Here is a 25,898-nt window from a genome sequence, read left to right on the forward strand (position 1 = left end):
ATTGTGTTTGATGATAAACAACTAGAACTGATAAATGATATTATTCTCAGTTACTGAGGTTCTAGCTTAGTCTTTTGTTTCTTACGGACACCCTGCCCCTCAATATGCTGTTTGACCAGATCCACAACTTCATCATTGGTTGGCAAGTCCGAGTGCTGAGCATCTTCACCTGTAACCGTAATTTCAGTATAGCTCTTTGCTTGGTTCTGATAGATATATTTTCCAGCGGACACACTGGCATCAGGCACCAACTCGTCCGAATCATAAGTGATAGTCCCTGCTACCGAATAGACATGTAGGGTGGACGGAATATTCTTCTTACCAGCTATGAAATCCGCAAGCATGACTGATTTATTTTTGATATTGGTTTCAGTGAAATTATAGGGCGTCCCGATAGTCATGAGTGAGTTAATCCTAACATCATAGTCACTCAGATAATTTTCAATAAAGGCTGTATAAATCAGACCACCATTGGAATGAGCCAGACCTTTAAAATTATTGAAATTGTATTTATTCTGCAAGGCTTCAAAGGCCTGATTCATCATCTTAGCCTGTTTCTTGATATTACTATAACCGTCTTTGTTATTTTCAAAACCGATAACAATGACTGGTTCGTTGTCCTTAGCCTTGATTTTGCCCTCAAATGTGATACGACCATTGTTCCAAACCTTGACTTTGAGAAGGCTATGCTTGACACCACGACGGTCTTGATTGAGTTTACGTACTAGGCCGTCGAATCTATTTCCCGTAGCGGAGCTCCCTGGAATCATGATAATGGGAGACAATTTTGAATTATAGAAAGTCTCTATTTCCTTGACATTTTTCCTGGTCCAACTATAAGACGGAACTGCCAAACCAATGAGAAAGACAGCGACAAGGATAAAGACCAACTTCGTTTTTTTATTTAGTTTCAATGCTCTCTCCTTCCTCTTTTAGACCGTGTTGTACTTTATTAGACAGACGCACAAATGGAATAAAGATAGCAACATCAACCGCAAAACAGAGCAGGCTAACAGCAAGTGCCCGCAGGCTACCACCAGTTCCAATAAAGGCGTAAAGAAGGCTCGGCGTACCATCTGGTACAGGGTAAACCGCCGCAGGCATGAGGCGAATAGCCAAAGCCACCGCTGCTATTCCCATATTGACCATAGGTGCTAGAAGAAAAGGAATCAGATAAACCAGATTTAGTAAGACTGGTATCCCTACCATCAAGGGGGCCCCATTATTAAAGAGACTAGGAAAAACACTAAGAAGACTAACCTTCTTATCCTTAAAGCTGGTTGATTTCAAAAGTAGAGCCACCAAGAGAGCCAGACCTGATCCAATACCAGCCACCAAGCCGTAACTATGATAAAGGTTTGTTAGCGTATAAAGGTGGGGAAGCCCAGTCGTCGTATGGTGGGAGACGGCATAGGTCAGATTCTCCAAGGCAAAACTATCCTCAGTAATAGCATTGTGAGCAAAAGCCTGACTATTTCCAACCCAAGCAGAAAAAGTACTCAAAAGTCCCATCATAAAGGTTGAGAATAGATGATTATGAGTTACGGTGACTCTCGATACAAACTGGCTTATAGTCTGAAAAACATTCCGTTGCTCTCCAATAAACAAAAGGATATTAAGACCAACAGCCAGAATTAGGGATAAAAAGATGGGACGAACTGTCTTAGGTTGATAAATATAGTCCTTATCCACAATCTGATCATCACTAGCTCTTGAAAAGCGAAAAATCTGGCCAACCAGATAACCCACGAAGATAGCCAGCATAATATTAATCGAAGCTGGTAAATTGATACGTGTCAAATCGCCATCATTTATTGGAGACATTAACAACTCTTGCGATCCTATTGTCAAACTGACCAAAAGGGATGTCACACCAGCCGTTCCAGTACTTCTACCGTAGTGACCAGCCGTGTATTTTCCTGCAAAGTAGGTTGACAAGGGACCTGCTAAACCACCAAGAAAACTGGAAAGATTGTTGAGCACCTGACCAGTTATCTTAAAAGCTGGCAGCCAATCAGAAACTGAAAACAACTGGTTAATATAACCAAGCTCTGAAAAGACGGATAACGAAATCACCCGAATAATTCCTGAAAATAGGAAAAACGGAAAGAGCGAAACCAAGGTTTTCTGCGTAATTTGGACAAAGCCTCGCTCACGAAACCAGAGAAACCTCTGAACCAAATAGTTTATCATAAAAGACTCCTAGTAAAAGGCAAAAATAAACTTTACATTCAATTTTTTCTTTCATTATAGCACAAAGAGAGGGGCCTTACCTTAATCGTGGGTTAAAGCAAATTCCCAATCTTACTAAAAACACTTAGCTATCTCTTAATACAAGAAAAAACCATAAGTCTCCAATTCCGAGACTCATGGCCTTTTTTATTATCATTAAGCAAAAGTTGTCACATCAGAGGCGTCCAAACGAACAGACTCAAAGCCTTCTTCATTGGCTTTCCCAAGAGCAATGAGCAAAACTGGTACATGACGGTCTTCATCAAGGCCAAATGCTTTGGCAAGGCCGTCTTTTTTATAGCCACCGATGGCGTTGGTATCATAGCCGTAAGAACGTGCAACTAACATCAACTGCATAGCAGCAAGGCTGGCATCGATATGGACAATTTCATTCATCATTTCTCGAGGAGCGTTTTCATACATTGGTACAATACTTGACAGTTGTTTTTCTTTGACCTCTTCAGGCATTTTTCCTTGAGCAACAGCCTTACCGTAGATATCTTCAGCTCTTTCTTGGCTCTTCAAATCGGCAAAAATAAGGACCATGGCTGATGATGTTTCATTTTGCACACCATTGTAGCTAACAAAAGGTTTCAATTTTTCTTTACCTTCCGCGCTTTCAACGACCACAAAACGCCAAGGTTGCATGTTGACTGATGATGGTGCTGTAACAGTTTTATCCAAGATTTCCAACAGTTCTTCTCGCGGAATCTTAACAGATGGATCAAAGTTACGAATGGAACGACGGTTATATACAATATCTGAAAAATCATTGCTTACTACAGGCATCTTATGTCTCCTTTTTATGATTAAATGAAAATAATATAATCAAAATTATAACACAAGACAATTGTTATCAAAAATATTTGCTACAGACGACTAAAGATTAGTCTCCTTGAGTCCTAAGCGTTTCACTTCAGAGGAATAGTAAACCATGATAGTAATGAGACTGAGTGTGATTATCCAGATTGACCAAATGTGGATATAATGCATCAGAACGGCTGCGACAATAGCACCGACGACAAAGCTCCCTACGACAAAGCTATAATTGACAGCCTGACGACGATATTCTTTCTGATCACCGCTTCCCTGAATGGCATAATAGAGGGCCGTTAACATCCTTCGATAATTTCCTGAGGTCATAAAAATTACGAAAGGATGATTCTCAATCTGACTGCCAGTAAAAGTCTTCATCATGATACCTGCAGAAAAAGCGATAATTGGGAGCTCAATCAAGGCATTTGAAGGTAGGAAAGGCAGGATGGCTGTCATCACACAAAGTGGAAGCAGACCATAAACTCGCCAATAGGCATTCTTACGTTTGTCTTTAAACCACATGCCAAAAAGAAAACCTAAAGAAAAGAATAAAATCGAAAAGCAACGCAACAAGTTATTGTACATACTACTGTTTCGCCAGTCAGCGACCAACCAAAGGATATTCCCAGTCTGTGTAGCAACCAAACTATGGTAGTACATATGACAAAAGACATCCAAAGCCCCTCCTGAGAAACTTAGCAAATTTGCCATCAGACGTGTATTTTGAGGAAGAAGGTTCCGAGATTCCATAGCATAACTTCCCTTCTAATAGTGATTGATAGGATAGCCTTATTATAGCAAATTCGAGCATATACAGTATAAAAAAACAACCCTCACGAGTTGCTTCTATCCTATTAAAAATTAACTGTGTCAGGGTCATCCTGAGTCTTGATGCTAATAGATATCACGTCTATGACCGACTTCGAGGGCAAGTATGATGAGTTCATTATCCTGAATATTGACAATAACACGATAGGCACCAATACGATAGCGCCATTGTCCAGTTCGATTGGCAACCAAGGCCTTACCCTTAGCTCTTGGATTATCTGTGACACGATTGAGATAAGCCTTAATTTGTTTTCTGCCAAAAGGATCCAACTTTTTAAAACTTTTGGCAAATTTAGGGGTTGGTACCATCTTATAGGTCATCCCAATTTAGCACCTCCCCACCGTTTTCAAGATAGTCTTCATATTCTTCTAATGCCAAATCGGCTACTCTAGCATCGTATTCATCCTCAATGGCGTCTAAAGTCTTGGTACGAATTAATTCTGACAAAGATACGCCTTCAAATTTCGCAATTGCCTGCATGAACTTCTTATCTGCTTCTGAAACCTTCAATGTAATTGTTGTCATATCCTTAACCTCGTTCTCTTTTGTAACACCATTGTATTACCTCTCCTCCTTCTTGTCAATTTTGATAATAGGTTCATACTCTTATTCGTAAAACAATAAAAAAACAACCCTCACGAGTTGCTTCTATTCTATTAAAAATTAACGGTGTCAGGATTATCCTGAGTCTTGATGCCTTGAATCTTATCCAAGACTGCCATATCTTCCTCCGACAAATCAAAGTCAAAGATATCCAAGTTGGCTTCGATATTTTTTGGTGTCACTGACTTAGGTAGTGGCAAGAAACCTTTTTGAAGGCTCCAACGTAGGGCAACTTGAGCAACAGATTTTCCGTTACGTTCAGCCACTACTTCAACCTCTTCATTTCCAAAAATGCTACCAGTACCTAGTGGACTGTAGGCTTCAAGAAGAATGTCACGTTCTTGACAATAGGCAACCAAGTCTTCTTGGGCACAACCTGGAGCCAAGAGAATTTGGTTGACATGTGGCACAATTTCAGCCGTTTCAAGGAGAGCTTCGAGGTGATGTTGCATAAAGTTAGACACCCCAATAGCACGAACCTTACCATCTTTGTAGGCTTCTTCCATTGCCTTCCAAGCGCCTGCGTTGCCAGCCTTCCAAGCATCATTCTCACGAAGAGCTTTAGGATTTGGCCAGTGGATGAGCAAAAGATCCAAATAATCCACACCTAATCTTTCAAGTGACTCGTCGATAGAGGCTTTAGCCAATTCGTAATCGTGCTTGTCATTCCAAAGTTTTGTTGTTAGGAAAATATCCTCACGCGCCACATCGCTATCAGCAATCGCCTTACCTACAGAAACCTCGTTACCGTAGATTTGCGCTGTATCAATATGTGTGTAACCCGCCTTTAGTGCGAAACTAACGCTGTTATAAGCTTCTTCCCCTTCTGGAATCTGCCAAGTCCCAAAACCGATTTTAGGAATCGTAACGCCATTTGAAAGTGTATATGTTTCCATCCTGTTCTCCTTTTCAAGTTGTAACAGAATTATCTTAAAGAATATAAGATAAAATTGCAAAGATTTGCTACGGCTTGTTTGATGAATAGTTCCTTACTTCTTTTTCCGCTTCTTTTTATAGACAACACCATTTTCTTTAAGGATTTTCATGCTCACCTTTCCAACTCCTCTAATCGCTGCTACTTCCTCTTCCGTTTTCTTTTTAAAATCTTTAAAATCTATTAAGCCATGTTGACGAAGTATACGCTCCACACTTATTGAAAGACCTTGGAGGGCTTTGCTTTGTTCTATACTTTTTTCCAATTCTCTAATTAGTTTGTGCAATTCTGGATTTTTCTTTTTCGCAACATGTCTTTGTGGACGTTTTACACGATATTTTTCGATTAACCAAGTAAAATAATATTCTGACTGGGACAGATCAACGACTTGATTAAAAACCATCAAAAGACTTTTCATACTATTGGCTTCAAATAAGATAGGGTTGACTTTAAGCGTTTCGGCAACTAGACGCTCGTCATCACCTTGTTCAATCATTTTTAAATAATTTTCGAACTCTGGATTTTTTGCATAGAGAAAATCAAAATAGAAATCCGCATCCTCAATATGTCCCGTCATTAGAGAGACCGTCATCATTGGTACTATCATCAAATCTTCTTCGTGATATTCCATTTGCTCACATTCGAAAAAGTTTTTAGCCTTATCATAGTCCTCCAGATTACAATAGGTAGCCATCAATTCGTAACGGACTCCCATGTGATCCTGAACATCTATCTCTAGAATCTCTTCAAATTCCTTAATAGCAAACCGCTTCATACTGTTGCTTAAATAAAATTTAGCAAGATTATACTTCAAAGACAAATAAGGACGCTCGTCAAGATTAGCCCAGCCCATTTTTGGACCTTGATCCCACTTGGACCTTTGCTCTTTTTCTAAAGCAATTAGGCCTTTTAGATGTTCAAGTGGACTTTGAAAAGTTAAGAGCATCTGCTTAGCATCAAGATTTTCAGGATCTAGTTTTAAAGCTTCTGTCAAAAATTCCTGACTTCTCGAAGGATCTTCCTCGTGATAATGATAAGCCTCTTCAATGAGTTTCCAAGCTCTCTCCTGCTTTGAATCAGGGGAAGTGATCTCATCAAAAAGCCCTTGGTTGTATTGTCTTGCAAAATCTTCAAGAGCCATGTCCACACTGAGATACTCTGTAATATGTTCTTCTAAGAATGCTTCTGCTTTTTTTGTGAAGTCTTCAAAAGATGATGTCATCAATCTTCTCCAATCTATGTTTATTTCTCTATCTACTATTGTATACGTTTTCATAGAACATTACTATATTCTAAGTGAAATCAACAACCTCTTAAATTTTTATTGACAAAAATAGTCGCCAATCACAATACAGATAAGAATCCATAGAGTCTTATTTTGGGACATCTAAACTCAAAGTTGTATACTTATATTAGATAGAGTGCCATTGGACGATTAACGTCAAGGCATAATCTTCAAGTTTCATTTAAAGCTACAAAAAATCATTAACGCCTTGGGAGTGGTTTAGTCCCTTCTCTATATCAATAACTTTAACTCACTTTTTCATAATTTTACTTGACCACTCCCATTTTTAAAGGAATTGAAAACTGAGTTATATTTTAAAAGGAAACAGAGGTCTGTTTCCTTTTTTCTTACTTCAAACCATGACAAAAGGAAACCCTTTCGAGTTTCCTTTATCAAATATATCGTTGGAGGCAAAGTCCAATAATACTTTAGTTGAGTGGTTCAATCACGAAGCTCAATTGATAGCTATCTGCTGAGCTAACCAAGAATTCGTCATGAACTGGAGCACCCCATGAGTCGTCACCACCGACACCCATTTGAGCAGCAAGAACTTTAATCCATGTAGCATCAGATTGTTGCAATTCATATTGATGACGAGCATTTTCAATTTGTTCAGTACTGTTACGCAAAGCACTGAATTCGAATGCCTTATTAAGTGCGGTGAATTTAAGACCATTATGGTTATCATCAGATACTGTAAATTCACGAGTACCATAGTGATTACCAGATTCTTGTGGCATTAGATATGGAGCAAATGTCTTTTCAACAGATGTTTCATATCGACCAAGATAGGCACCAGGAAGTTTATCAAGGTAGCTTTCTTCTGCACCGTATCCATAATAGCTTAGGTTTGTAAATTGTGAACCGATAGCAAATTCTAGACCAAATTCAGGGAAGTTTGGCAAACCTGCTTTACCATCATAGTTTGCAGTAACAAAGATTCGACCCTTGTAATCAACTTGATAAGTCACCTTAACTTCGACATCAGACAAGCCAGGCAATTCATGAACATAAGTCACTTTAACAGAGTCATCTTCAATTTGAATTTGAGTATCTGTAACCTTACTATAGTTTCCAGCAACTTTCCAGCCTGCCATTTCGAATGGATATCCAGCACCACGATCGTTGTCAGTGTAAGCACGAGTAAAGTTAAGTTTAGGACCTTTCTCAATGAATTCAACACCGTTATACTTAGCAGATACTAGCGTATTTTGTGCACGTGAAAGCAAGATAGAGAAGTTTTGTCCTTGAATTCCGATGTTGAAGTCGCCTTCAACAACATTCAAAGGTGCTTTAACTGGTGTTTCAGTGCTAATCTTTTCAGCAACATATTGACCACGAATAATTTCATGTCCTTTTGGAGCCCATTCAGTTGCTTCATTCTGAACACAAGCAACTTCATAAATTCGTTCAGCATTTGAAGCTCCAACAGCGAATTCTACTGGGAATGTTGCTTCTTCACCTGGTTTAACATCAAAGTGATATTCACTTTCGCTAACTTTTCTACCATCTTCGTAAACTCTAGCTAGGAAAGTATAAGCAGAAAGATCTTCAAAGACATTATCATTCTTGATAGTTACTGATTTTTCATCAACAGCAATCTTAATATTAGAGTAAAGATGTTTAACTGTTTGAAGTTTTGGAGTTAGGGTACGATCTGCGAAGACAATACCATTTCCACAAAATTCGTAGTCAGAAGGTCTATCATGCCAGTCACCACCATATGATAGGAATTCGCTACCATTTGGAAGTGGTTTGTAAATAGCTTGGTCAATGAAGTCCCAAATAAATCCACCTTGGTATTCTGGATATTTCTCTAAATCAGTGTAGAGTTTCAATCCACCACCAGAGTTACCCATTGTGTGCATGTATTCACATGAAATATAAGGTTTTTGAGGATTGTTAGTGAGGTATTCTTCAATATCAGCTGGTTTCGCATACATACGACTTTCGATGTCTGTAATGTAATCAAATTCACGACACCATGTAACACCTTCATAGTGAACTGGACGAGTATTGTCAACACTACGGAAGTAATCAGCCATGTCAGCAATATCTTTACCAGCATATGATTCATTACCACAAGACCAAATGATAACACTAGCATGGTTCTTATCACGTTGGAACATGTTATTGGCACGATCCAAACAAGCAGGCAACCATTCTGGTTCACTAGCTGGGATATTCCATGAAGGTTCGCTTAGACCAAGTTTTTGCCATGTACCGTGTGTTTCAAGGTTGGCTTCATCGATAACATAAAGTCCATATTCATCACACAATTCATACCAACGTGTTTGGTTCGGATAGTGAGAAGTACGAACAGCATTGATGTTATGTTGTTTCATCACTTTGATATCCCAAAGCATATCTTCTTCAGTGATACAACGTCCTGTTCTAGCGTTAAATTCGTGTCTGTTAACCCCTTTAAAGACAATTCTCTTACCATTCAAAAGCATAAGTTTATCTTTAATTTCAAAGTGTCTAAATCCAACCTTAACTGGAACGACTTCAACAACTTGGCCATCATCCAAAACATGAAGGGTCAAATTGTAAAGTTTAGGACTTTCAGCACTCCAAGGTTTGATTTGCAAATCTTCAAGACTTACAGATAGTTCACCGTCAGCATTAACAGATGCATCACCTTCTTTAACGATGCCTTCATGATCTGAAAGAACATATTTAATCTTCTTATCTTCGTAATCACCAACAGTCTTCAAATCAATATCCAATTGACCTGCTTTTGTTTGGTAATCATAATCTCCCTTAACAAAGAGATCTTGAACGTGAACTTTTGGAATAGCATACAAGTAAACATCTCTGAAAATACCGTAAAGTCTCCAGAAGTCTTGGTCTTCCAACCAGCTTGCTGTAGAGTAACGATAAACAGCTACCGCCAACTTGTTATCACCTTCAACAAGGTAATCACTAATTTCAAATTCACTAGGTGTAAATGAATCTTCACTGTATCCTACGAAGTTACCATTGACCCATACAAAGATGGAAGTGGCAACCCCTTGGAATGAGATAAATACTTTTTTATCTTTTAATGCATCATTCAAGGTAAAATGTTTAACATATGATGCAACAGCATTTGATTCTTGAGGAACTTGAGGTGGACGAAGGAATTCTTTACCATCCCAAGGATATTGGGTATTCACATATTGTGGAGAACCAAAACCTTGAAGCTCTAAATGACCTGGTACATTGATGAAATTCAAATCAGTTTCATCAAATTCTGTTTTATAAAAGTCTTTTAAAACTTGATTTGTATTCTGAGCATAGTGAATTTTCCATTTTCCATTAAGAGATTGTCTTAACTTCATCTCCCCTTCAGAAAATTCTGCAAGAGATTCAAAATACTTATGATCTGAGTGAGCGTCAACAGTATTGACGCTAACAATCTTTGGATCGTTTAAGTAAGTTTGAATTTTTTCAGTCGTGTTCATAGATTATTCTCCTTTTTTGAAGGTAATAACTTCAGACAAAGCTTCTACCTTTTCTCCAACTTCTTGTTCAAGATGGAAAGCACTGAATTTTTCTGAATTGGTTACAGTGACAAGTACTGTGTCATCAAGACCATTTTTCTCAATAATTGGTGACCAGAACTCAAGAAGTTTTTGTCCAACTTCAACACGATCACCTTGTTCTACGTAACTAATGAATCCTTCACCTTTAAGTTTAACTGTTCCGATACCAACGTGGATAAGAACAATGACACCATCTTCACTTTCAATACCAACTGCATGGCGAGTAGGAAGAACTTGACGAATGGTACCACTAATTGGTGCAAAGACAGCTCCATCAGTAGGTTTAATGGCGAAACCTTTACCCATGCTACCTGAAGCAAAGTGTTCATCATTAACACTTGAGAGGTCAACCAAATGGCCAGTTGTAGGGTTTACAAGAGATACGACGTTAGCTTTAACTTCATTTTCAGAAGTTGCTACGCTAAAGCGATGTTCCAATTCTTCAACAATTTCAGCGTGACGTGCTTCAGTCAAAGTGATTTTACGAGCAATAATGAAGGCTCCGATAAGCATTGCTGCTGCTGGGAAACCAAACATGCTAAGCTTAAAGATAGACTGTTGATGTGTTGTAATTGTTGATGCTGAGGCACCTGTTGTCATACCAGCAGCTACGGCAATTGTAGAAACAAGCCAGTTTGACATCGCACCACCAAGTTTATCAACAAGTGGACGAACTGACAAAGTAAGTGATTCATCACGGTGTCCCAATTTCCATTGACCATATTCTACTGAGTCAGAGATAATCATGAGGATAACAAGGAACACAAGAGGTTGTGGAATAAAGAAGAGTTCAGCAGCAGTCAAGATCATTGGAAGTGATGTTCCTGCAATACTAAAGATTCCGATACCACCGAGCATTACTGCAATACATCCATAGAACAAACGTTTACGGTTGAATTTACCAGCTAGGCTAGGGAAGAGTGAAACTGAAACCAAACCAACAACTGTATTCAATCCGTAAAGGATTGAATATTTCCCTGGATCACCAAGGATAAATGTGAAGTAAAAAAGTTGAAGAGCATTAAGTGTATTAATACCAAGACCATAGAACCAATATCCGAGAGACAACCACATCAATTGGTCGTTTTTACCAAGAACTTTAAAGACTTGTTTAAGGCTAGTTTTTTCTTTGTTATCACGAAGTTTTGACTCAACTTCACGTGTACCAATACCAACAGCAATTGATGTAATCACACCAATGAGAGCAACGATAAATGCAAACCAGAACCATCCAGATTTATCTCCAGAGCCACTACTGTTCGTCATAGAGAAGAACAAAACGATTGGCATGATGGCAACACCTACAATATTGGCACCAATAGTAGAACCAATACGGGCAAAAGTTGCCATTTTTTCACGTTCATGACTGTCAAGAGACAAGGCAGGAATCATTGACCAGAAACCGATATCTTTAATTGAGTAGAAGACATCCATTACAAGGTAGATAATTCCGAAAAGTACAAGGTACAAGAAAGGATTTGTTTTATTCAAACCACCTAAATCGGTGAAGAGAAGCAACAAGGCGATAGAACTGATGATACCACCACCAACTACCCATGGTTTGAATTTACCATACTTAGTATGAGTGTTATCAATCATGTTACCAATCAATGGATCGATAAATACTTCCAAGATACGCAAAATAGCGATGATGTTAGTAATTAATAGTACGTAGTGACTATTTTGCTTTGGATCACCTGTGTTAAACAAGTGAGTTGTCACAAACATGATAAAGTATGTTGACAACGTTGCATAGAAGACGTCGTTACCAAAAGCACCAGCTGAATAGGATAGACGAGACTTCATTTGACCTTTAGATTTTCCCATTACGAAAACCTCCTGTTAGTTGTTTTTTGAATACGCTTACATTATATAAGTATTAGTTTAAATCGTCAATAGTTTTAGTGATTTTTTACTAAATTTTTACTAAAACATGATTATTTTGATGAATTAAAATATTGGAAACCGATTTCATAGCTTACACTATGACCCTCCTCCAAGATGATATCTCCAAAATCTGTATGATTAACGGCATCTGGGAGTGTTTGAGCTTCCATAGCTATAGCTTCTCGTCCTTTTGCAATTGTTCCTCGATCTCTCGCAAAGTAAATATTATCCTCTATAATATCCATAGTATAAATAACTAAACCATTTCTGTTAGAGAAGATTTCAATACCATCTCCGCTTTCTTTGTCATGCAAAATAGCTACTTTTTTCACATGATCACAAGTTTCCCCTCCAACTACAAAGGCATCATCAAAACCGTTATTTGCTTCAATTCGAGGTAGCAAGTCAGTTGTCTTTCTGAAATCATAATTCGTTCCATCTACATTAATTTTTTGTCCTGTTGGAATTAACTCAGAATCCAACTCTAAACGATAGTCTGAATAGATTTGTAACTCATGACTTGATAAATCCTGTTTGTCGCTAAGATTAAAGTAAACATGGTTTGTCGGATTAAAGACTGTTGACTCTGTAACATCGAAGGCTTCAAAGAGTATTGTTAAGCGGTTATTATTGTTAAGTCTATAACTAATAGAGACTGTAACATCACCAGGAAAGCCATCTACACTTGAATAAAGTCTTCTAATAAATTTTGTCTCAACATATTCATCATTCAGGTTTGTGACATAGTTCCAATTTTGAACCTGCATTCCTTTTGGACCGCCATGTAAACAGTTTTCTCCCTCATTCTTAGGAAGGCTATAAAGAACCATATTATGAGTATACGAAGCTTTCCCAATTCTTCCAGCAACCCTACCAATGGACTGGCAGGCACATAAATTATTCTTATAGTAATCCTCGTAATCACTGAAACCAAGTACTATATTTTTAAGAGCACCAGTTTCTGTTGGAACCAAAAACTCCTGAAGTGTAGCACCTGTTGTGAGTGTGGAAATGACAACACCATTATTATTTTCCATTGAAATTTTACTGACATCGCCTGAATCAACTTTTCCAATAATTTCGCAGTTTATTTTCATACTATTTCCTCAAAAAACAAAGAGTACAATAATTATATATACTCTTTGACCCTTTTTTTATTATTTTAATTATCCTCGATCATCGTACCCTTTTGGATGGCTAGAATGCCATGCCCAAGCACTTGCGATGATTTTTTCGATGTTATCAAATTGTGGTTTCCATCCAAGAACTGTACGTGCTTTTTCAGATGAAGCAATCAATGTATCAGGATCACCAGGACGACGATCAGCTTTCTCAGCTGGGATTTCTTTACCAGTTACCTTACGAGCGGCTTCAAGAATTTGAAGGTTTGAGAATCCCGTTGATGAACCTAAGTTAAAGGCTGTAGATTCATTACCTTTACGAAGATATTCAACAGCAAGGAGGTGAGCATCAGCCAAGTCAAATGGGTGAACATAGTCACGAACATTTGTACCATCAGGAGTGTTGTAGTCATCACCAAAAATCATGATTTTTTCACGAACACCTTGAGCTACTTGAAGGATAATTGGGAGAAGGTGAGTTTCTGGACCATGGTCTTCACCGATAGATCCATCAGGTTTTGCACCAGCAACGTTGAAGTAACGAAGTGGCACATATTTAATACCATAAGCTTTATCAGACCACTTCATGATAGTTTCCATCATCAACTTACTTTCACCGTATGGGTTGATAGGTTTTTGTGGTGTTGTTTCAAGAATTGGAATTTCTTCTGGAATTCCGTAAGTTGCTGCTGTTGATGAGAAGACAATGTATTTAACACCGCATTCGTTCATAACTTCAAGCAATTTAACCATTCCAGCTGTATTGTTATCAAAATATTTGAGTGGTTTTTCCATTGATTCACCAACCAATGAATAGGCCGCAAAGTGAATAACGGCATCAACATCAGGATTTTCTTTGAAGACCTTTCTCATAAAATCTTGATCAGAGAGATCGCCTTGGTAGAAAATAGCATCTGGATGTACGGCAGCACGGTGACCGGTTACCAAACTATCTACTACTACTACTTTTTCTTGACCTTTTTCAACTAAGCGATCAACCATGTGAGAACCGATATAACCAGCTCCACCTAATACTAAAATTGCCATTTCTTATCTCCTTTCTTCAGAAAAAACAATTAATCAGCTAAATTTACAAAATCTACAAATGCTTTAAACTGATCTAAGCCTTCACTATTAGTCTTATAAACACCTGCATCTTCTAGTACACGAGCAAAGATATCTGCAACAGATTGTCGAACAACTTCTGTCACTTCCTCAGCCGTAACATTCGGATTTTGAGCTTTGAGTTCATCTGCCCATTCTTGGTGAATTGGAGCAACTTGGTTACCTTGACCTAATAGATAATCTTCAACATCTTTAAGTTCTGTTTTCAAACGAGGAGGAAGAATGGCCAATCCCATAACTTCAATCAAACCAATGTTTTCTTTCTTAATATGTTGAACATCTTTATGTGGGTGGTAGATACCGTCTGGATGTTCTTCAGAAGTTTGATTGTCACGAAGAACCAAATCCAATTCAAATTTGCCGTCTTTTCTACGAGCAATTGGGGTAATGGTGTGGTGAGGTTGTCCATCAGACTCAGCCAAGACACCAGCTTTTTCGTCTGAATAACCACGCCAACAATTTAAAATTTTGGTTGCAAGAGCAATAAGTCTTTCCTTATCTTCACTTCTTAAACGAAGAACTGACATAGGCCAATTAACGATACCAGCCTCAACATCAGAGTAACCATCAAAACTAACTTTTTCTTTAATGCCTGCTACTTCCATTGGGAAGGTATGGCGACCACCTTGATAGTGTTCATGTGTAAGAATCGAACCACCTACAATTGGAAGATCGGCATTTGAACCTGCGAAGTAACCAGGAAATGCTTCAACAATTGATAGGAGACGACCAAACGTCAATGGACTGATGTGCATTGGTTCGTGCTTACTATAAAAGAAGATAGAATGTTCATTAAAGTAAGCATATGGTGAATATTGGAAGCCCCAGTCATTTCCTTCCATTTGGAAACGAATAACACGATGATTACTACGTGCTGGGTGATTGATGCGACCAAGATAACCTTCATTTTCCATACAAAGTTGGCATTTTGGATAATCAGAAGCTACCGCATTTTTAGCAGCAGCGATGGCTTTTGGATCTTTTTCCGGTTTCGAAAGGTTAATCGTAATTTCCAAGTCACCGTATTTAGTAGGTGCTTTATAAGCAATATTTTGTGCAATGGCTTTGACTTTCACATAATCATTTCGTTTACTTTGTGCATAAAAGTCAGCAATTGCTTGCTCTGGGTCAGATTTATAAGTATCCCAGAAGTTACGATTGACAAGGCTAGGGCTTGGTGTAATCAAGTCCATGAGTTGAGCACCGATGATATCTTGTTCTTCATTAAGTTCACCTACAGAACCAGCTTTAACACCTGCTTGAAGCAACTGGTCTTTAAGGTCAATCAACTCAGAGCTATCTGTTTCAACATCAGCAACTCCTTCTCCAACCAAAGCAAAAACTTTGTTTGTCAAATAGATACGGTCCAATTCCTCATAATCACTATTTTCAATAACCAGAGTTACAAAAGTGTTTACTAAATTTTCAGCCATAATCTCTACTTCTTTCTCATTAATCAAGTACTCGTGAACCGCCAGCTACTTCAGCAATATAGAAGCTTGGTGCATAACCAACGACTTCTTCATAACGTTGACCAACTGCTTTTTTGAAATCTTCAACTTTATCTTTGTTTACAAGTGCGATGGCACATCCACCAAAGCCCGCTCCTGTCATACGAGCTCCAAGAACACCTTCTTGTTCCCATGCTGTGTGTGCCAAAGTATCAAGTTCAAGACCTGTAACTTCGTAATCATGTTCCAATGACACGTGAGAAGCATTCATAAGACGACCAAAGCCTTCCAAATCTCCTGATTCAAGAGCTTTACGGGCTTGAAGTGTACGTTGATTTTCAAGAACTGCGTGACGGGCACGTTTGATACGGTTTTCGTCTTTAATCAAGTAGCTGTATGCATCGAATGTCCAGAGGTCCAATTCACCAAGTGTTTGGATATCAAGTTTTTCTTGGAGTTCAGATACTGCTGTTTCACATTCAGCACGACGTTCATTGTATTTAGAATCAGCCAATTCACGACGTTTGTTAGTGTTCATGATAACAACAACATTGTCTTTTAGGTCAAGTGGTACCAAGTCATACTCTAAAGTATTTGTATCCAAGTAAATCGCACGTTGATCAGCTCCCATACCAATAGCGAATTGGTCCATGATACCAGAGTTAACGCCGATAAAGTCATTTTCAGTTTGCTTACCGATTTTAACCAAGTCAAGGCGTTCCAATTTAAGGTCATAAAGTTTTTCAGCAATAACACCAATCAATAATTCCAAAGATGATGATGATGACAAGCCTGATCCATTTGGAATGTTACCATAGATGTAAATATCCATACCTGAATCAATCGTATGACCAGCTTCTTGCAAGAAATGAAGAACACCTTTTGGATAGTTTGTCCAGTTGTGTTCTTTTTCAAAACGAAGATTTTCAAGTGGAACTTCGATGATTCCCTTATCTTCAAAGTTACCTGAGAAGAAACGCAAAACTTTGTCATCACGTTTACGGGCCGCTCCGTAAGTACCTAAGGTAATAGCTGCTGGGAACACATGTCCACCGTTGTAGTCAGTGTGTTCACCAATCAAATTAATACGACCTGGAGAAAAGAAAGTATGTTCTGCTTCTACACCAAAAACTTCTTTAAACTTTTCTCTTAACTGTGATGTCTTCATAGGATGTACCTCACTTATTCTTTTTTACACTAACAGTGTAACCCCTTTCACAAGGAAAATCAATATTTTTACTGTTTTTTTAGTAAAAAATAGGTAAAATTTTAGAAATTATGATATACTTTGGATGAAAGGAGAACAATATGGCTACATTAAAAGATATCGCAAAATTGGCTGATGTATCAATCGCAACTGTTTCACGTGTTCTCAACCAAGATGAAAACCTCTCCGTTACTGAAGAAACCAGGCACCGTATTTTAACTGCGGCAGATGAAATCGGATATACCAAACATAAGAAAATCGGAAACTTGAAAAAAGAAAAACATCAAGTGGCAATTATCCAATGGGTAAGTGAGGAAGATGAGTTAGACGATCTCTACTACTACAACATTCGGCTTGGAATTGAAACAAGAGCCCATGAGCTAGACTACGAGATGCTTCGTTATTTCAATGACATTCCTTTTAGTCTCGCTGAAGAAGTCATAGGTATACTTTGTATCGGAAAGTTTAGTCGTGAACAGATTACTGAATTGGAATCATTGGGTAGATTACTGGTCTTTGTAGATAGTGATACCCTACTTCAGGGACATCCTTGTGTGACAACTGACTTTGAAAATGCTGTTCAAACGGCACTAAGTTATCTCACTGAGCAAGGGTGTAAGAGCATCGGTCTTTTAACAGGGCAAGAAAAAACAACGGATTCAACTGAAATCGTTCCGGAGCCTCGTTTACGTTCTTATCGTAACTACTGTATTGAAAAGAGCATCTATGACCCTCTTTTGATTCTTTCAGGTAATTTTACAGTTCAATCTGGCTATGACCTTTTAGCCTCTAAAATAGCAAGTGGTACACCCCTACCAGATGCCTACTTTGCTGCTAGTGATAGTCTGGCTATCGGTGCTCTTAGAGCCCTTCAGGAAAATGGCATTAATGTCCCAGAAGATATCCAGATTATCTCCTTTAATGACACCAGTCTAGCCAAACAAGTTTATCCGCCACTTTCTAGTGTCACTGTCTACACCGAAGAAATGGGACGAACTGCCATGGATGTCCTCAATAAACAAGTCTTGGCTCCAAGAGAAATCCCGACACTTACTATGTTGGGCACTAAACTGACTCTGAGAGAAAGTACGAAATAACAACTATTTAATAGATAAAAAGTGGTCGCCAACAGTTAGTTGACAACCACTTTTCTTTTTATTTCACTTTCACACAAATAGCATCCCAGGCTTGGAGTTTGCCTTGGTCTTTAATTGGCTCTAATTCGGTATTTGCAATGACAACTTCTGCTCTTTCGAAATCATAACAGAAGTCTTGTTCTTGGTCTGATAGGTTGACTACAACCAGATAACTGCTATCTTTGGTTTTCCGAATATAAGCAAAGACTTTGTCAGCAGTCTCTAAAAGTTCAAAGTCAGCATCAATTAGCCAATCCTGTGTTTTACGAAGCTCAACCAGTTTCTGATAGGTATAGAAAATCGAATCTGGATTGGCCAGGGCTGATTCAACATTTATGTCCTTATAGTTTGGATTAACAGGTAACCAAGTCTTATCCGATCTGCTAAATCCAGCATTTTTAGACGTATCCCATTGCATTGGTGTTCGAGCATTGTCACGACCCACCTGGCGGATTTGGTCCATGATAACTTCTATCGATGCCCCTTTTTCGAGAGCTTCTTTGGCATAGTTGAGAGATTCAATGTCATTCAATTCTTCCAAAGTTCTAAAAGGATAATTGGTCATGCCGATTTCTTCACCTTGATAAATGTAAGGTGTTCCTCTCATCAGATGAAGGAGGATAGCCAAGGCCTTGGCTGACTTCTCACGATAGACACCAGTATCTCCCCACATTGAGAGAATACGAGGCAGATCATGGTTATTCCAAAAAAGTGAGTTCCACCCTTGTCCCAACTCTAACTCGGTTTGCCATTTATTAAAAATAGCCTTAAGTGCTGAAACATCCAACTCCTTCTCATACTCCCATTTAGGGCTATCTGGCTTATGCTGAAGTCCAATATGTTCAAACTGGAAAACCATGGAAAGTTCTTGATTATCTGGATTTGAATACTGTTTAGCAATTTCAGGTGTTGCTCCCCAGGTTTCACCAACGGTTAGAAGGTCGTGCTTTCCAAAGCTTGCCTGGTTCATCTCCTTGATATAATCGTGAAGTTTTGGACCGTTTGTATCAATCAGTTGATCTGGGATCTTACCAATCATATCAATCACATCCATGCGGAAACCACCGATTCCCTTATCAATCCAGAAATTCATCATGTCATAAACTTTCTGGCGCAACTGTGGATTTTCCCAGTTGAGGTCTGGCTGTTTCTTACTAAAGAAATGCAGATAATATTGCCCTGAGGTCTCATCATATTCCCAAGCGGAGCCACTAAAGATAGACACTAACTCATTAGGTTTGTCTCGCCAGATGTAGAAATCTCGTTCAAGACTTTCTGGATTTTCACGCGCTTCGATGAACCATGCATGCTCATCAGAGGTATGGTTAACCACCAAGTCCATAATAATTCGGATATCACGCTTCTTGGCTTCCGCCAAAAGCTCATCCATGTCACTCATGTCTCCAAAAATATCTGCAATAGCCTCATAGTTAGCGATATCATAGCCATTGTCATCCATTGGACTGTCATAGACAGGTGAAAGCCATAGGGCCGTGATTCCGAGTTTTTGAAGATATTCTAGTTTACTTGTGATCCCCTTGAGATCACCGATACCATCACCATTGGAATCCATGAATGATTTAGGGTAAATTTGATAAATCGTAGCTTTATGCCACCAATATTTTTGCATGATTCTACTCCTCGTATTTATTATCATCGTGAGTCTGATAGTTCTATTTTACATTTTTATCAGAGTTATGCAAACGTTTTCTTTTTGTTAAAAACATTTCAATGACCTATACTCCAGACTCCTTAAATTTTAGTAATGTTGAGAAATAATAGACTTAAAATGAAAGGTTAGCCTTTGCTTAGCTTAACAATACAAATCAAAACCACCCGTGAGAACGGGTGGTTTGCTCTTCGGCTGAAAGCCTCTGCTACCGGCCGAGGCCTAAAGGCCTACCGAATGGTTTCCCTTCAGCACCACCTTTGCTAGCTGACCCGACTAGCGGGTCTCTTTAAGACTACTTTCTTTTATTCTTTTCACCTGTAAACGGACAATATTCCTCGAAAAGACTGAGCTAATCTGCTATCACGTCTTCTTGTAATTGATTACGAATATATTCTTCAATTCACTTTTGATTTAGCCCAACCGTATCAACATAAAACCCTCAACACCAAAATTTGAAATTCCCAAATTTATACTTTAAATTAGCGTGGTAGTATGTGCTAAACTATTATTATCCTGTCTCATCAGGGGTCCTCCTTTTGTATACTAGTTAGTGGTCGGGAAACCTTATCTAATATTACACTTTAGGGGGACTTTTTTGATACATCGCTAAAAGCTTTTCGGAACCACTAGCACAGCTAGTGGGTTTCGTGAGACAAAAACGACGGTTAATACCTCAACCGTCACTTTTTACTTTTTGGGCAAGACCATAACAAAGCGTCTCCCCATGGAACTTTCTTCAAATCTATAGCTAAGTTCCTCATGCTCTAGAAGGTATTTAACCACAAAAAGGCCTAATCCTCCTTCTTTCTTAGACTGAACTTTAGTTGGAGTATTTTCTTTAGATACAATCGTATTTTCAATGACAAAATCAGTTCCTTCATTTTCTAAACCTATTCGAATCACTCCACCCTTATCAGAATGCTTGACTGCATTACTGATGATATTTGAGAGAACCAATTTCAAAATAGGTAAATTCATGAAAATACTAGTTGCCGGAAGATAATTGTCAATTGATAGGGAGCGATTCTCAACCAACACTTGATTTTGAGTGAGTATGCGATTTACCACATCATCTAACTGAATCCACTCCTTATCACCACCTAATTCTTGAACAGAAGATAAAGACAGGATCTCTAGGACAATCTGGTTCATCTCATCGACGATGTCAAGAGAAACTAATAGGTAGCGGTCCCGATCCTTGTAGCGACCAATTTTATCTCGCATATTTTCTAGGATAATCTTCAAGCTGGCCAGAGGGGTCTTGAGCTCATGCGAAGCCCCCCGTAGGAACTCGACCTTCATCTGCTCCAACTTCAGATTTTCCTGTTTCTGCTGCTCTAGATTGTCGATCACCTCTAAAAGATGGTGATAGAGGTCGTTGATCTGTTGCTTGAGAACGCCAATCTCATCCTGCGAGTGAATAGGAAGACTGGCTGTCCGATCCAGCCGTTTCATCCGCTTGGTCATCTGCTTGATCTCAAGGATCGGAGCAGAAATCATGCGGGCATAGAGATAGGAGGCAAGCAATGACAGAACAAAGGAAGCAAGGAGACTATAGGGAAGAAAGCCCAGACTGATGTCCCGCGCTTCCTTTTGGGAATCGACGGTCGCTAAGAATTGCAAGGTCAAGTCCTTCCCTTCCTTGGTCTGAATCTTTCGCTCTTCAATGACCAAGGAATTATTCTGGCTGTCAGGGTTCACGAGCAGGTCATCCTTGACCTCTAGGGCATTTTGTTTTTGCTTTCCTTTGATAGACACCTTGATATCATTGGTCTTGGAATAAAGGTCGATGACCGACTCAATGGTCCCTTCTTCCTGGCCCTGGAAACTCTTAGCCAGAGCTTGCGATTTCTTCAAAATCGTCTGGCGCTGGGACTCGATATAGGTCGATGGAAAAATAAAGTAAACCGAAGCATGTAGAAGAATGACTAAGCTACTAAAAAGGGCAAAGGTAATCAGAAAGATTTTTGCAAAGATACTCCGTTTGGTCATGGTCTCTCCAATTTATAGCCGACATTGCGTACCGTAACGATACAGTCCAGCTCTAGTTTTTTTCGTAGTTCCTTGATATAGACATCGATCACCCGATCAAAAGGAATCTCCTCCGTCTCCTTCCAGACGGCATCGAGGATCTGAGAGCGAGTCCGGGCCTTGCCTTCATGCTGGAGCAGGTATTCCAAGATTTCCAACTCCTTGGCATTCATGGAGATGGCCTGCCCAGCTAGGCTGGCTGTGTAGCTCTCAAAATCCACCTGTGCCTCTCCATAGGTGAAGACCCGTGAAGGCTGAAGCTTTTTAAAAATAGCTTCGATACGGACCTTCAAGAGGGACAAGGAGAAGGGTTTTTCCAGATAGCCATCTGCCAACTCTCCAAAGGCTGTCAACTTATAGTCCTCGTCATGGAAGGCCGTTAGCATGAGGACAGGGACTGAGCTGGTCTTCCGGATGGTCTTGAGTACTTCCAAGCCATTGAGGATAGGGAGCTGGATATCCAGCAAGACCAGATCTGGCGCCTCTCTGTGAAAGAGGTCCAGGGCCTCCTGCCCATCGCCTGCTTCAAAGACCTCATAGCCACATTCCATGAGATAGTCGCTCATCCCTTCGCGAATCAGGACTTCATCTTCTACGATTAGTATCTTCATACATTATCCTTTTAATCTATATATGGTCTCTTTCTTCCATTATACCGTTTTTTATAGGTGCAGCAAACTTATCATTCAACATCAACTAAGAGGTCCTTGGGTTTCTTGTGAAGAAGCCAGCGAGAAGAAATCAAGGATACCAAGCTTAAAATAAATCCACCGACTAGAATGACTACCAAAAGTTGCTTAGGTTGGACTGTCATGTGAATCTGAGTTAGAGTCTTACTGAAGCTTTCTGCCTCAGCCCCTCCACCAAGATTTGCAGCTAGTGATTCTTTGGCCATTTGCTTATTGATACCTTCTGTTACATTGGAAAGGACTGTATTACCAACTTTTTCGGCAAAGAAACTAGCTAAACCATATGACAAAAGAAAGGCTGGTAAGGCAATCATCAGCAATTCTATTAAAAATTGACCCGCAACCTGTGTCTTTTTAAGTCCCAAGGCCAAAAAGATACCAACTTCTCTACGACGAGCATTTAACCATAAAATTAACAGAAGGGTTAGCAATAAACTTGTCAAAATGAGACTTCCAATAAACATACGGTTTGCCACACGATACATCCCAAGAATAGATTTCTGTAAAGCAGGGTAATTTGACGAGCTCTTAACAAGATCGTAGAGGGACCAGTTAATATTCAACTTTTTAATCTTTGCTATCAAGGAATCAAGATTTTGATCGCCTTTAGCAAAGAAAGTGGCATCCTCATAAGTGGCAGTTTCTACAGTATTACCATAGAGTTTTGCTACTGTATCTAGATCAGTGATGAGGGTGTTTTCATACAACTCCTGAGCATAGGTAACGGCTGCTTTATTTTGACCAGAAAATAAACCTTTGATAGTCACTTCTACTGTTTCATCAGCCCTTTTTTCGTTATCAGCGTCATAGAGATTAGATTTAAGCTTTACTTTATCTCCTACATTAAGACCATTCTTTTTAGCTAAATCTTCGTGCATCAAGATTTGATTATGATCCTTATCGGTTAGATGTTCTCCTTCAACTAGTTTATAAGCACCTGAAACAAATTTGTCTTCTTTTGATGAGTCATTGACTCCTGTCAACATCAAGGTAGACTTAAAATTTTTAGCACGTTCTGGAGACTGATTTTGTAGCGTTTGCTCTGTTTCGATAATCTCATAATCTAGTAAATCACCAATACCATTTATCCGTTTTATAGTCGAAACAATCCCTTTAGTCTCACTAATCTTTTTAATATCTTCTCCCTTAAGATTTCCAGCCCCACGAGGAGTTCCAGGATTCGTGTTACGATTAATCTGCATTGAAAAACTATTGGTAATTGACCCTAGACTCTTGGATGCAGCTTCTTGGGTTGCACTTCGCATAGCAAGTCCTAACAAACTAAGAGTACTCATCAAAAGAATAATAATTAACAGTAATAGTGACTTTGACCATTTTCGTGTAATATATGCAAAAGCGTTTCGAAACATAAGAGTCCTTTCTTTATTTTTTCTTTTCTATGAGTTGTGTCTTCTTCAACTCTAAAACCACATCAGATGCCTGAGCAACTTCCTTACTGTGCGTAACAACTATGACACATTTTTGGCGATCTAAGGCCATTCTTTTAAGGATAGCAATAATATCCTTGGCAGTTTCCTCGTCTAGATTTCCTGTCGGTTCATCTGCTAAGATAATTGGAGCCTCTGAAACCAAAGCCCGCGCAATCGCTACACGTTGTTGTTGCCCACCTGAAAGTTGCAGGACATTTCGATTAATTTGTTTTTCATCTAATCCCAATTCAGAAAGTATCTTCCTATCGGCATTTTTATTAACAAGTCGTACATTTTCTAAAGGTGTAAGATAATCAATGAGATTGTAATTTTGAAAAACAAGCGCAACATGGTGTCTACGATGATAACTAGAGCCTTTTTTCTTGATATTTTCTCCATTAAACAAGACCTGCCCCTTCTTGGGATAATCAAGACCTGCCAAAAGGGAAAGTAAGGTCGATTTTCCCGCTCCAGATTGCCCAATAATACTATAAAATTTACCTTTCTCGAAACGATAATTCACTTTCGAGAGGATAGCTTCACTTTTATTTTGATAACTATACGTAACATCTTTGAGTTCTAACATAGTGTTCCTTTCTCCTTAACTCATATTAGATAAGATTTCTTTTGGAGTTTTACGCCAAATGAGACCTGTTGTCACACCGAGCGATAATATTACCAAGACTAGAAGACTTAGATAAGATTGGCCTAAAGGTAGTCCCTGAGGTATTTGATCTAATAACTGAAGAGCCTGCTGCTGTCCTTGCTGTCCTATAAATTCTTGCAAAAACAGTCGACTTAGTAGCCGTCCAATAGCAAGGGCAGGTAGCAAAGACATAAGGGACACCAACAATATCTCCATAAGAAATTGGGCAAAAATGCGTCCCTTACTCTTCCCAATTGCTAAAAGAATACCTATCTCATGATTTCGCTCACGCGTCCATAGTGCCATTAAAAATGAGAGGATCCCTGCTCCTGTAACAATTAAACTAATCATCATCGTTCTGACGATTCCTTGTAGCGCTTTAGACGATTCCTTCAAGGAGTCAAAAGCCTTACGGTCCTCGTCTAAACGTAGACGATTCCAATCGATATTCAATTGTTCCACTTGTTTAATGACTTGATTGATTCTATCTGGATTCTTAATACCAAAGGATAATTTTGTCACTAACTTATCAGTCAAATTAAGCAGTTGGCTATTATCGTCATAATGGAGGAAGATTTGATTTTCACTTAAATCTGAGGACATTCCAGTAAATGTCTCCTCCTTCTTGCCAGAAAAAATACCAACTATATCAAAGGTCATTTCCCTAGCTCCACTTTCAGTCATCTGGAAATTGGACAAGGTCAGCTTATCTCCGACGCTTAGCTTATTTTTCCTAGCAAGCGATTCATGAATCATAATTTGCCTTTTAGCAGATATGTGCTTCCCCTTAATGAGTTGAAAAGCACCACTCCTAAAATCAACACTTTGTCCTGTTTCCTTAGTAAAAGTGGCTCCCAAGGCTTGATTAGCCTCATTATCAAGATCATCACGTTCCACCGTTTGTTTTCCTGTAACTACCTTCTTATCGATAAGTCGCACCGGACTTACATATTGAGGTATCGTTGAAATCACATCAGATAGATGACTAATCTTTGCCCCCTCTTTCCAGGAAAAGGCACTCCCTCTTTCTTTACTTACCAGATCAAAACTTGCCCCACTTGACTTCCTGATTTGTGCCTCCATTCCTCCACCAACTTGCATAAGAGAAAAACAAAAATACAAGCAAGATAATATCAAAAATAAAATAAGAAAAAGGATAAAATTCCGCGTTTTTTTGCGGAAAATATAAGCAACTGCCTGTTGTAAGAGAACCATCTTCCACCTCCATTTAAGACATTGGCCCTCAGCTACACCAAAGATAAATGAGGACTCTTCAT

General features: G+C 38.9%; 21 protein-coding genes and 1 pseudogene. 1 reads left to right on the top strand and 21 read right to left on the bottom strand.

Features of this window, described 5'->3' with window-relative positions:
• Positions 1-50 precede the first annotated feature (50 nt).
• The 14 genes from LG375_RS02870 to LG375_RS02935 form a co-directional block, all read right to left on the bottom strand.
• A complete protein-coding gene (locus LG375_RS02870; RefSeq protein WP_175057199.1) occupies positions 51-914 on the bottom strand; it encodes an alpha/beta hydrolase in 864 nt (287 codons plus the stop codon).
• On the bottom strand, positions 901-2,193 hold the full coding sequence (locus LG375_RS02875; protein WP_175057200.1) for a PTS transporter subunit EIIC: 1,293 nt from the start codon (positions 2,191-2,193) through the stop codon (positions 901-903). Before LG375_RS02875 ends, LG375_RS02870 begins: the two co-directional genes overlap by 14 nt.
• A 195-nt stretch (positions 2,194-2,388) precedes the next feature.
• Entirely contained in the window at positions 2,389-3,021 is a 633-nt protein-coding gene (locus tag LG375_RS02880; protein ID WP_118189270.1) for a nitroreductase family protein, read from the bottom strand.
• 90 nt (positions 3,022-3,111) lie between these two features.
• Entirely contained in the window at positions 3,112-3,798 is a 687-nt protein-coding gene (locus tag LG375_RS02885; RefSeq protein ID WP_118189271.1) for a YoaK family protein, read from the bottom strand.
• A gap of 144 nt (positions 3,799-3,942) precedes the next feature.
• Entirely contained in the window at positions 3,943-4,197 is a 255-nt protein-coding gene (locus tag LG375_RS02890; RefSeq protein WP_048675310.1) for a type II toxin-antitoxin system RelE family toxin, read from the bottom strand.
• A complete protein-coding gene (gene relB / locus LG375_RS02895; protein WP_048675307.1) occupies positions 4,187-4,402 on the bottom strand; it encodes a type II toxin-antitoxin system RelB family antitoxin in 216 nt (71 codons plus the stop codon). The genes LG375_RS02890 and relB overlap by 11 nt, the downstream gene beginning before the upstream one ends.
• Before the next feature lie 131 nt (positions 4,403-4,533).
• Positions 4,534-5,376 carry an aldo/keto reductase gene (locus LG375_RS02900; protein WP_048675304.1) on the bottom strand — a complete coding sequence of 281 codons (843 nt, stop codon included), beginning with the start codon at positions 5,374-5,376 and terminating at the stop codon, positions 4,534-4,536.
• Between the two features lie 93 nt (positions 5,377-5,469).
• Positions 5,470-6,690 carry a hypothetical protein gene (locus tag LG375_RS02905; RefSeq protein WP_225745243.1) on the bottom strand — a complete coding sequence of 407 codons (1,221 nt, stop codon included), beginning with the start codon at positions 6,688-6,690 and terminating at the stop codon, positions 5,470-5,472.
• 437 nt (positions 6,691-7,127) lie between these two features.
• On the bottom strand, positions 7,128-10,145 hold the full coding sequence (locus LG375_RS02910) for a glycoside hydrolase family 2 TIM barrel-domain containing protein (RefSeq protein ID WP_070849479.1): 3,018 nt from the start codon (positions 10,143-10,145) through the stop codon (positions 7,128-7,130).
• 3 nt (positions 10,146-10,148) lie between these two features.
• Entirely contained in the window at positions 10,149-12,053 is a 1,905-nt protein-coding gene (locus tag LG375_RS02915) for a PTS sugar transporter subunit IIA (RefSeq protein WP_014632923.1), read from the bottom strand.
• Positions 12,054-12,163: 110 nt separating this feature from the next.
• Entirely contained in the window at positions 12,164-13,210 is a 1,047-nt protein-coding gene (locus LG375_RS02920; protein WP_225745244.1) for a galactose-1-epimerase, read from the bottom strand.
• 69 nt (positions 13,211-13,279) lie between these two features.
• Positions 13,280-14,281 (bottom strand): UDP-glucose 4-epimerase GalE, encoded by a 1,002-nt coding sequence (gene galE, locus LG375_RS02925; RefSeq protein ID WP_049554065.1) that lies wholly within the window; start codon positions 14,279-14,281, stop codon positions 13,280-13,282.
• A gap of 29 nt (positions 14,282-14,310) precedes the next feature.
• On the bottom strand, positions 14,311-15,792 hold the full coding sequence (gene galT, locus LG375_RS02930) for a UDP-glucose--hexose-1-phosphate uridylyltransferase (RefSeq protein WP_064525316.1): 1,482 nt from the start codon (positions 15,790-15,792) through the stop codon (positions 14,311-14,313).
• Positions 15,793-15,811: 19 nt separating this feature from the next.
• On the bottom strand, positions 15,812-16,978 hold the full coding sequence (locus LG375_RS02935) for a galactokinase (RefSeq protein WP_060934054.1): 1,167 nt from the start codon (positions 16,976-16,978) through the stop codon (positions 15,812-15,814).
• 140 nt (positions 16,979-17,118) lie between these two features.
• Here LG375_RS02935 and LG375_RS02940 point away from each other — a divergent pair, with 140 nt between their 5' ends.
• Positions 17,119-18,114, top strand: coding sequence for a LacI family DNA-binding transcriptional regulator (locus LG375_RS02940; RefSeq protein ID WP_013990346.1), 996 nt, complete (start codon positions 17,119-17,121; stop codon positions 18,112-18,114).
• A gap of 58 nt (positions 18,115-18,172) precedes the next feature.
• On the opposite strand, the gene dexB is transcribed toward LG375_RS02940, so the two are convergent.
• The 7 genes and pseudogenes from dexB to LG375_RS02975 form a co-directional block, all read right to left on the bottom strand.
• Positions 18,173-19,783 carry a glucan 1,6-alpha-glucosidase DexB gene (gene dexB / locus LG375_RS02945; protein ID WP_225745245.1) on the bottom strand — a complete coding sequence of 537 codons (1,611 nt, stop codon included), beginning with the start codon at positions 19,781-19,783 and terminating at the stop codon, positions 18,173-18,175.
• Positions 19,784-20,174: 391 nt separating this feature from the next.
• Positions 20,175-20,312: pseudogene (locus tag LG375_RS02950) on the bottom strand (IS200/IS605 family transposase); the annotation flags it as partial.
• A 200-nt stretch (positions 20,313-20,512) separates the two neighbouring features.
• Complete coding sequence (locus tag LG375_RS02955; protein ID WP_037602236.1) at positions 20,513-21,817, bottom strand: sensor histidine kinase; 1,305 nt, start codon at positions 21,815-21,817, stop codon at positions 20,513-20,515.
• Positions 21,814-22,467 (bottom strand): response regulator transcription factor, encoded by a 654-nt coding sequence (locus LG375_RS02960; RefSeq protein ID WP_037602238.1) that lies wholly within the window; start codon positions 22,465-22,467, stop codon positions 21,814-21,816. Before LG375_RS02960 ends, LG375_RS02955 begins: the two co-directional genes overlap by 4 nt.
• A 71-nt stretch (positions 22,468-22,538) precedes the next feature.
• Positions 22,539-23,915 carry an ABC transporter permease gene (locus LG375_RS02965; protein ID WP_225745246.1) on the bottom strand — a complete coding sequence of 459 codons (1,377 nt, stop codon included), beginning with the start codon at positions 23,913-23,915 and terminating at the stop codon, positions 22,539-22,541.
• Positions 23,916-23,928: 13 nt separating this feature from the next.
• A complete protein-coding gene (locus LG375_RS02970) occupies positions 23,929-24,561 on the bottom strand; it encodes an ABC transporter ATP-binding protein (RefSeq protein WP_198463762.1) in 633 nt (210 codons plus the stop codon).
• A 15-nt stretch (positions 24,562-24,576) separates the two neighbouring features.
• Positions 24,577-25,836 (bottom strand): ABC transporter permease, encoded by a 1,260-nt coding sequence (locus LG375_RS02975; protein WP_080610669.1) that lies wholly within the window; start codon positions 25,834-25,836, stop codon positions 24,577-24,579.
• Between the last annotated feature and the right edge of the window lie 62 nt (positions 25,837-25,898).

This window comes from Streptococcus sp. Marseille-Q3604, from assembly GCF_916619785.1.
Lineage (GTDB): Bacteria > Bacillota > Bacilli > Lactobacillales > Streptococcaceae > Streptococcus.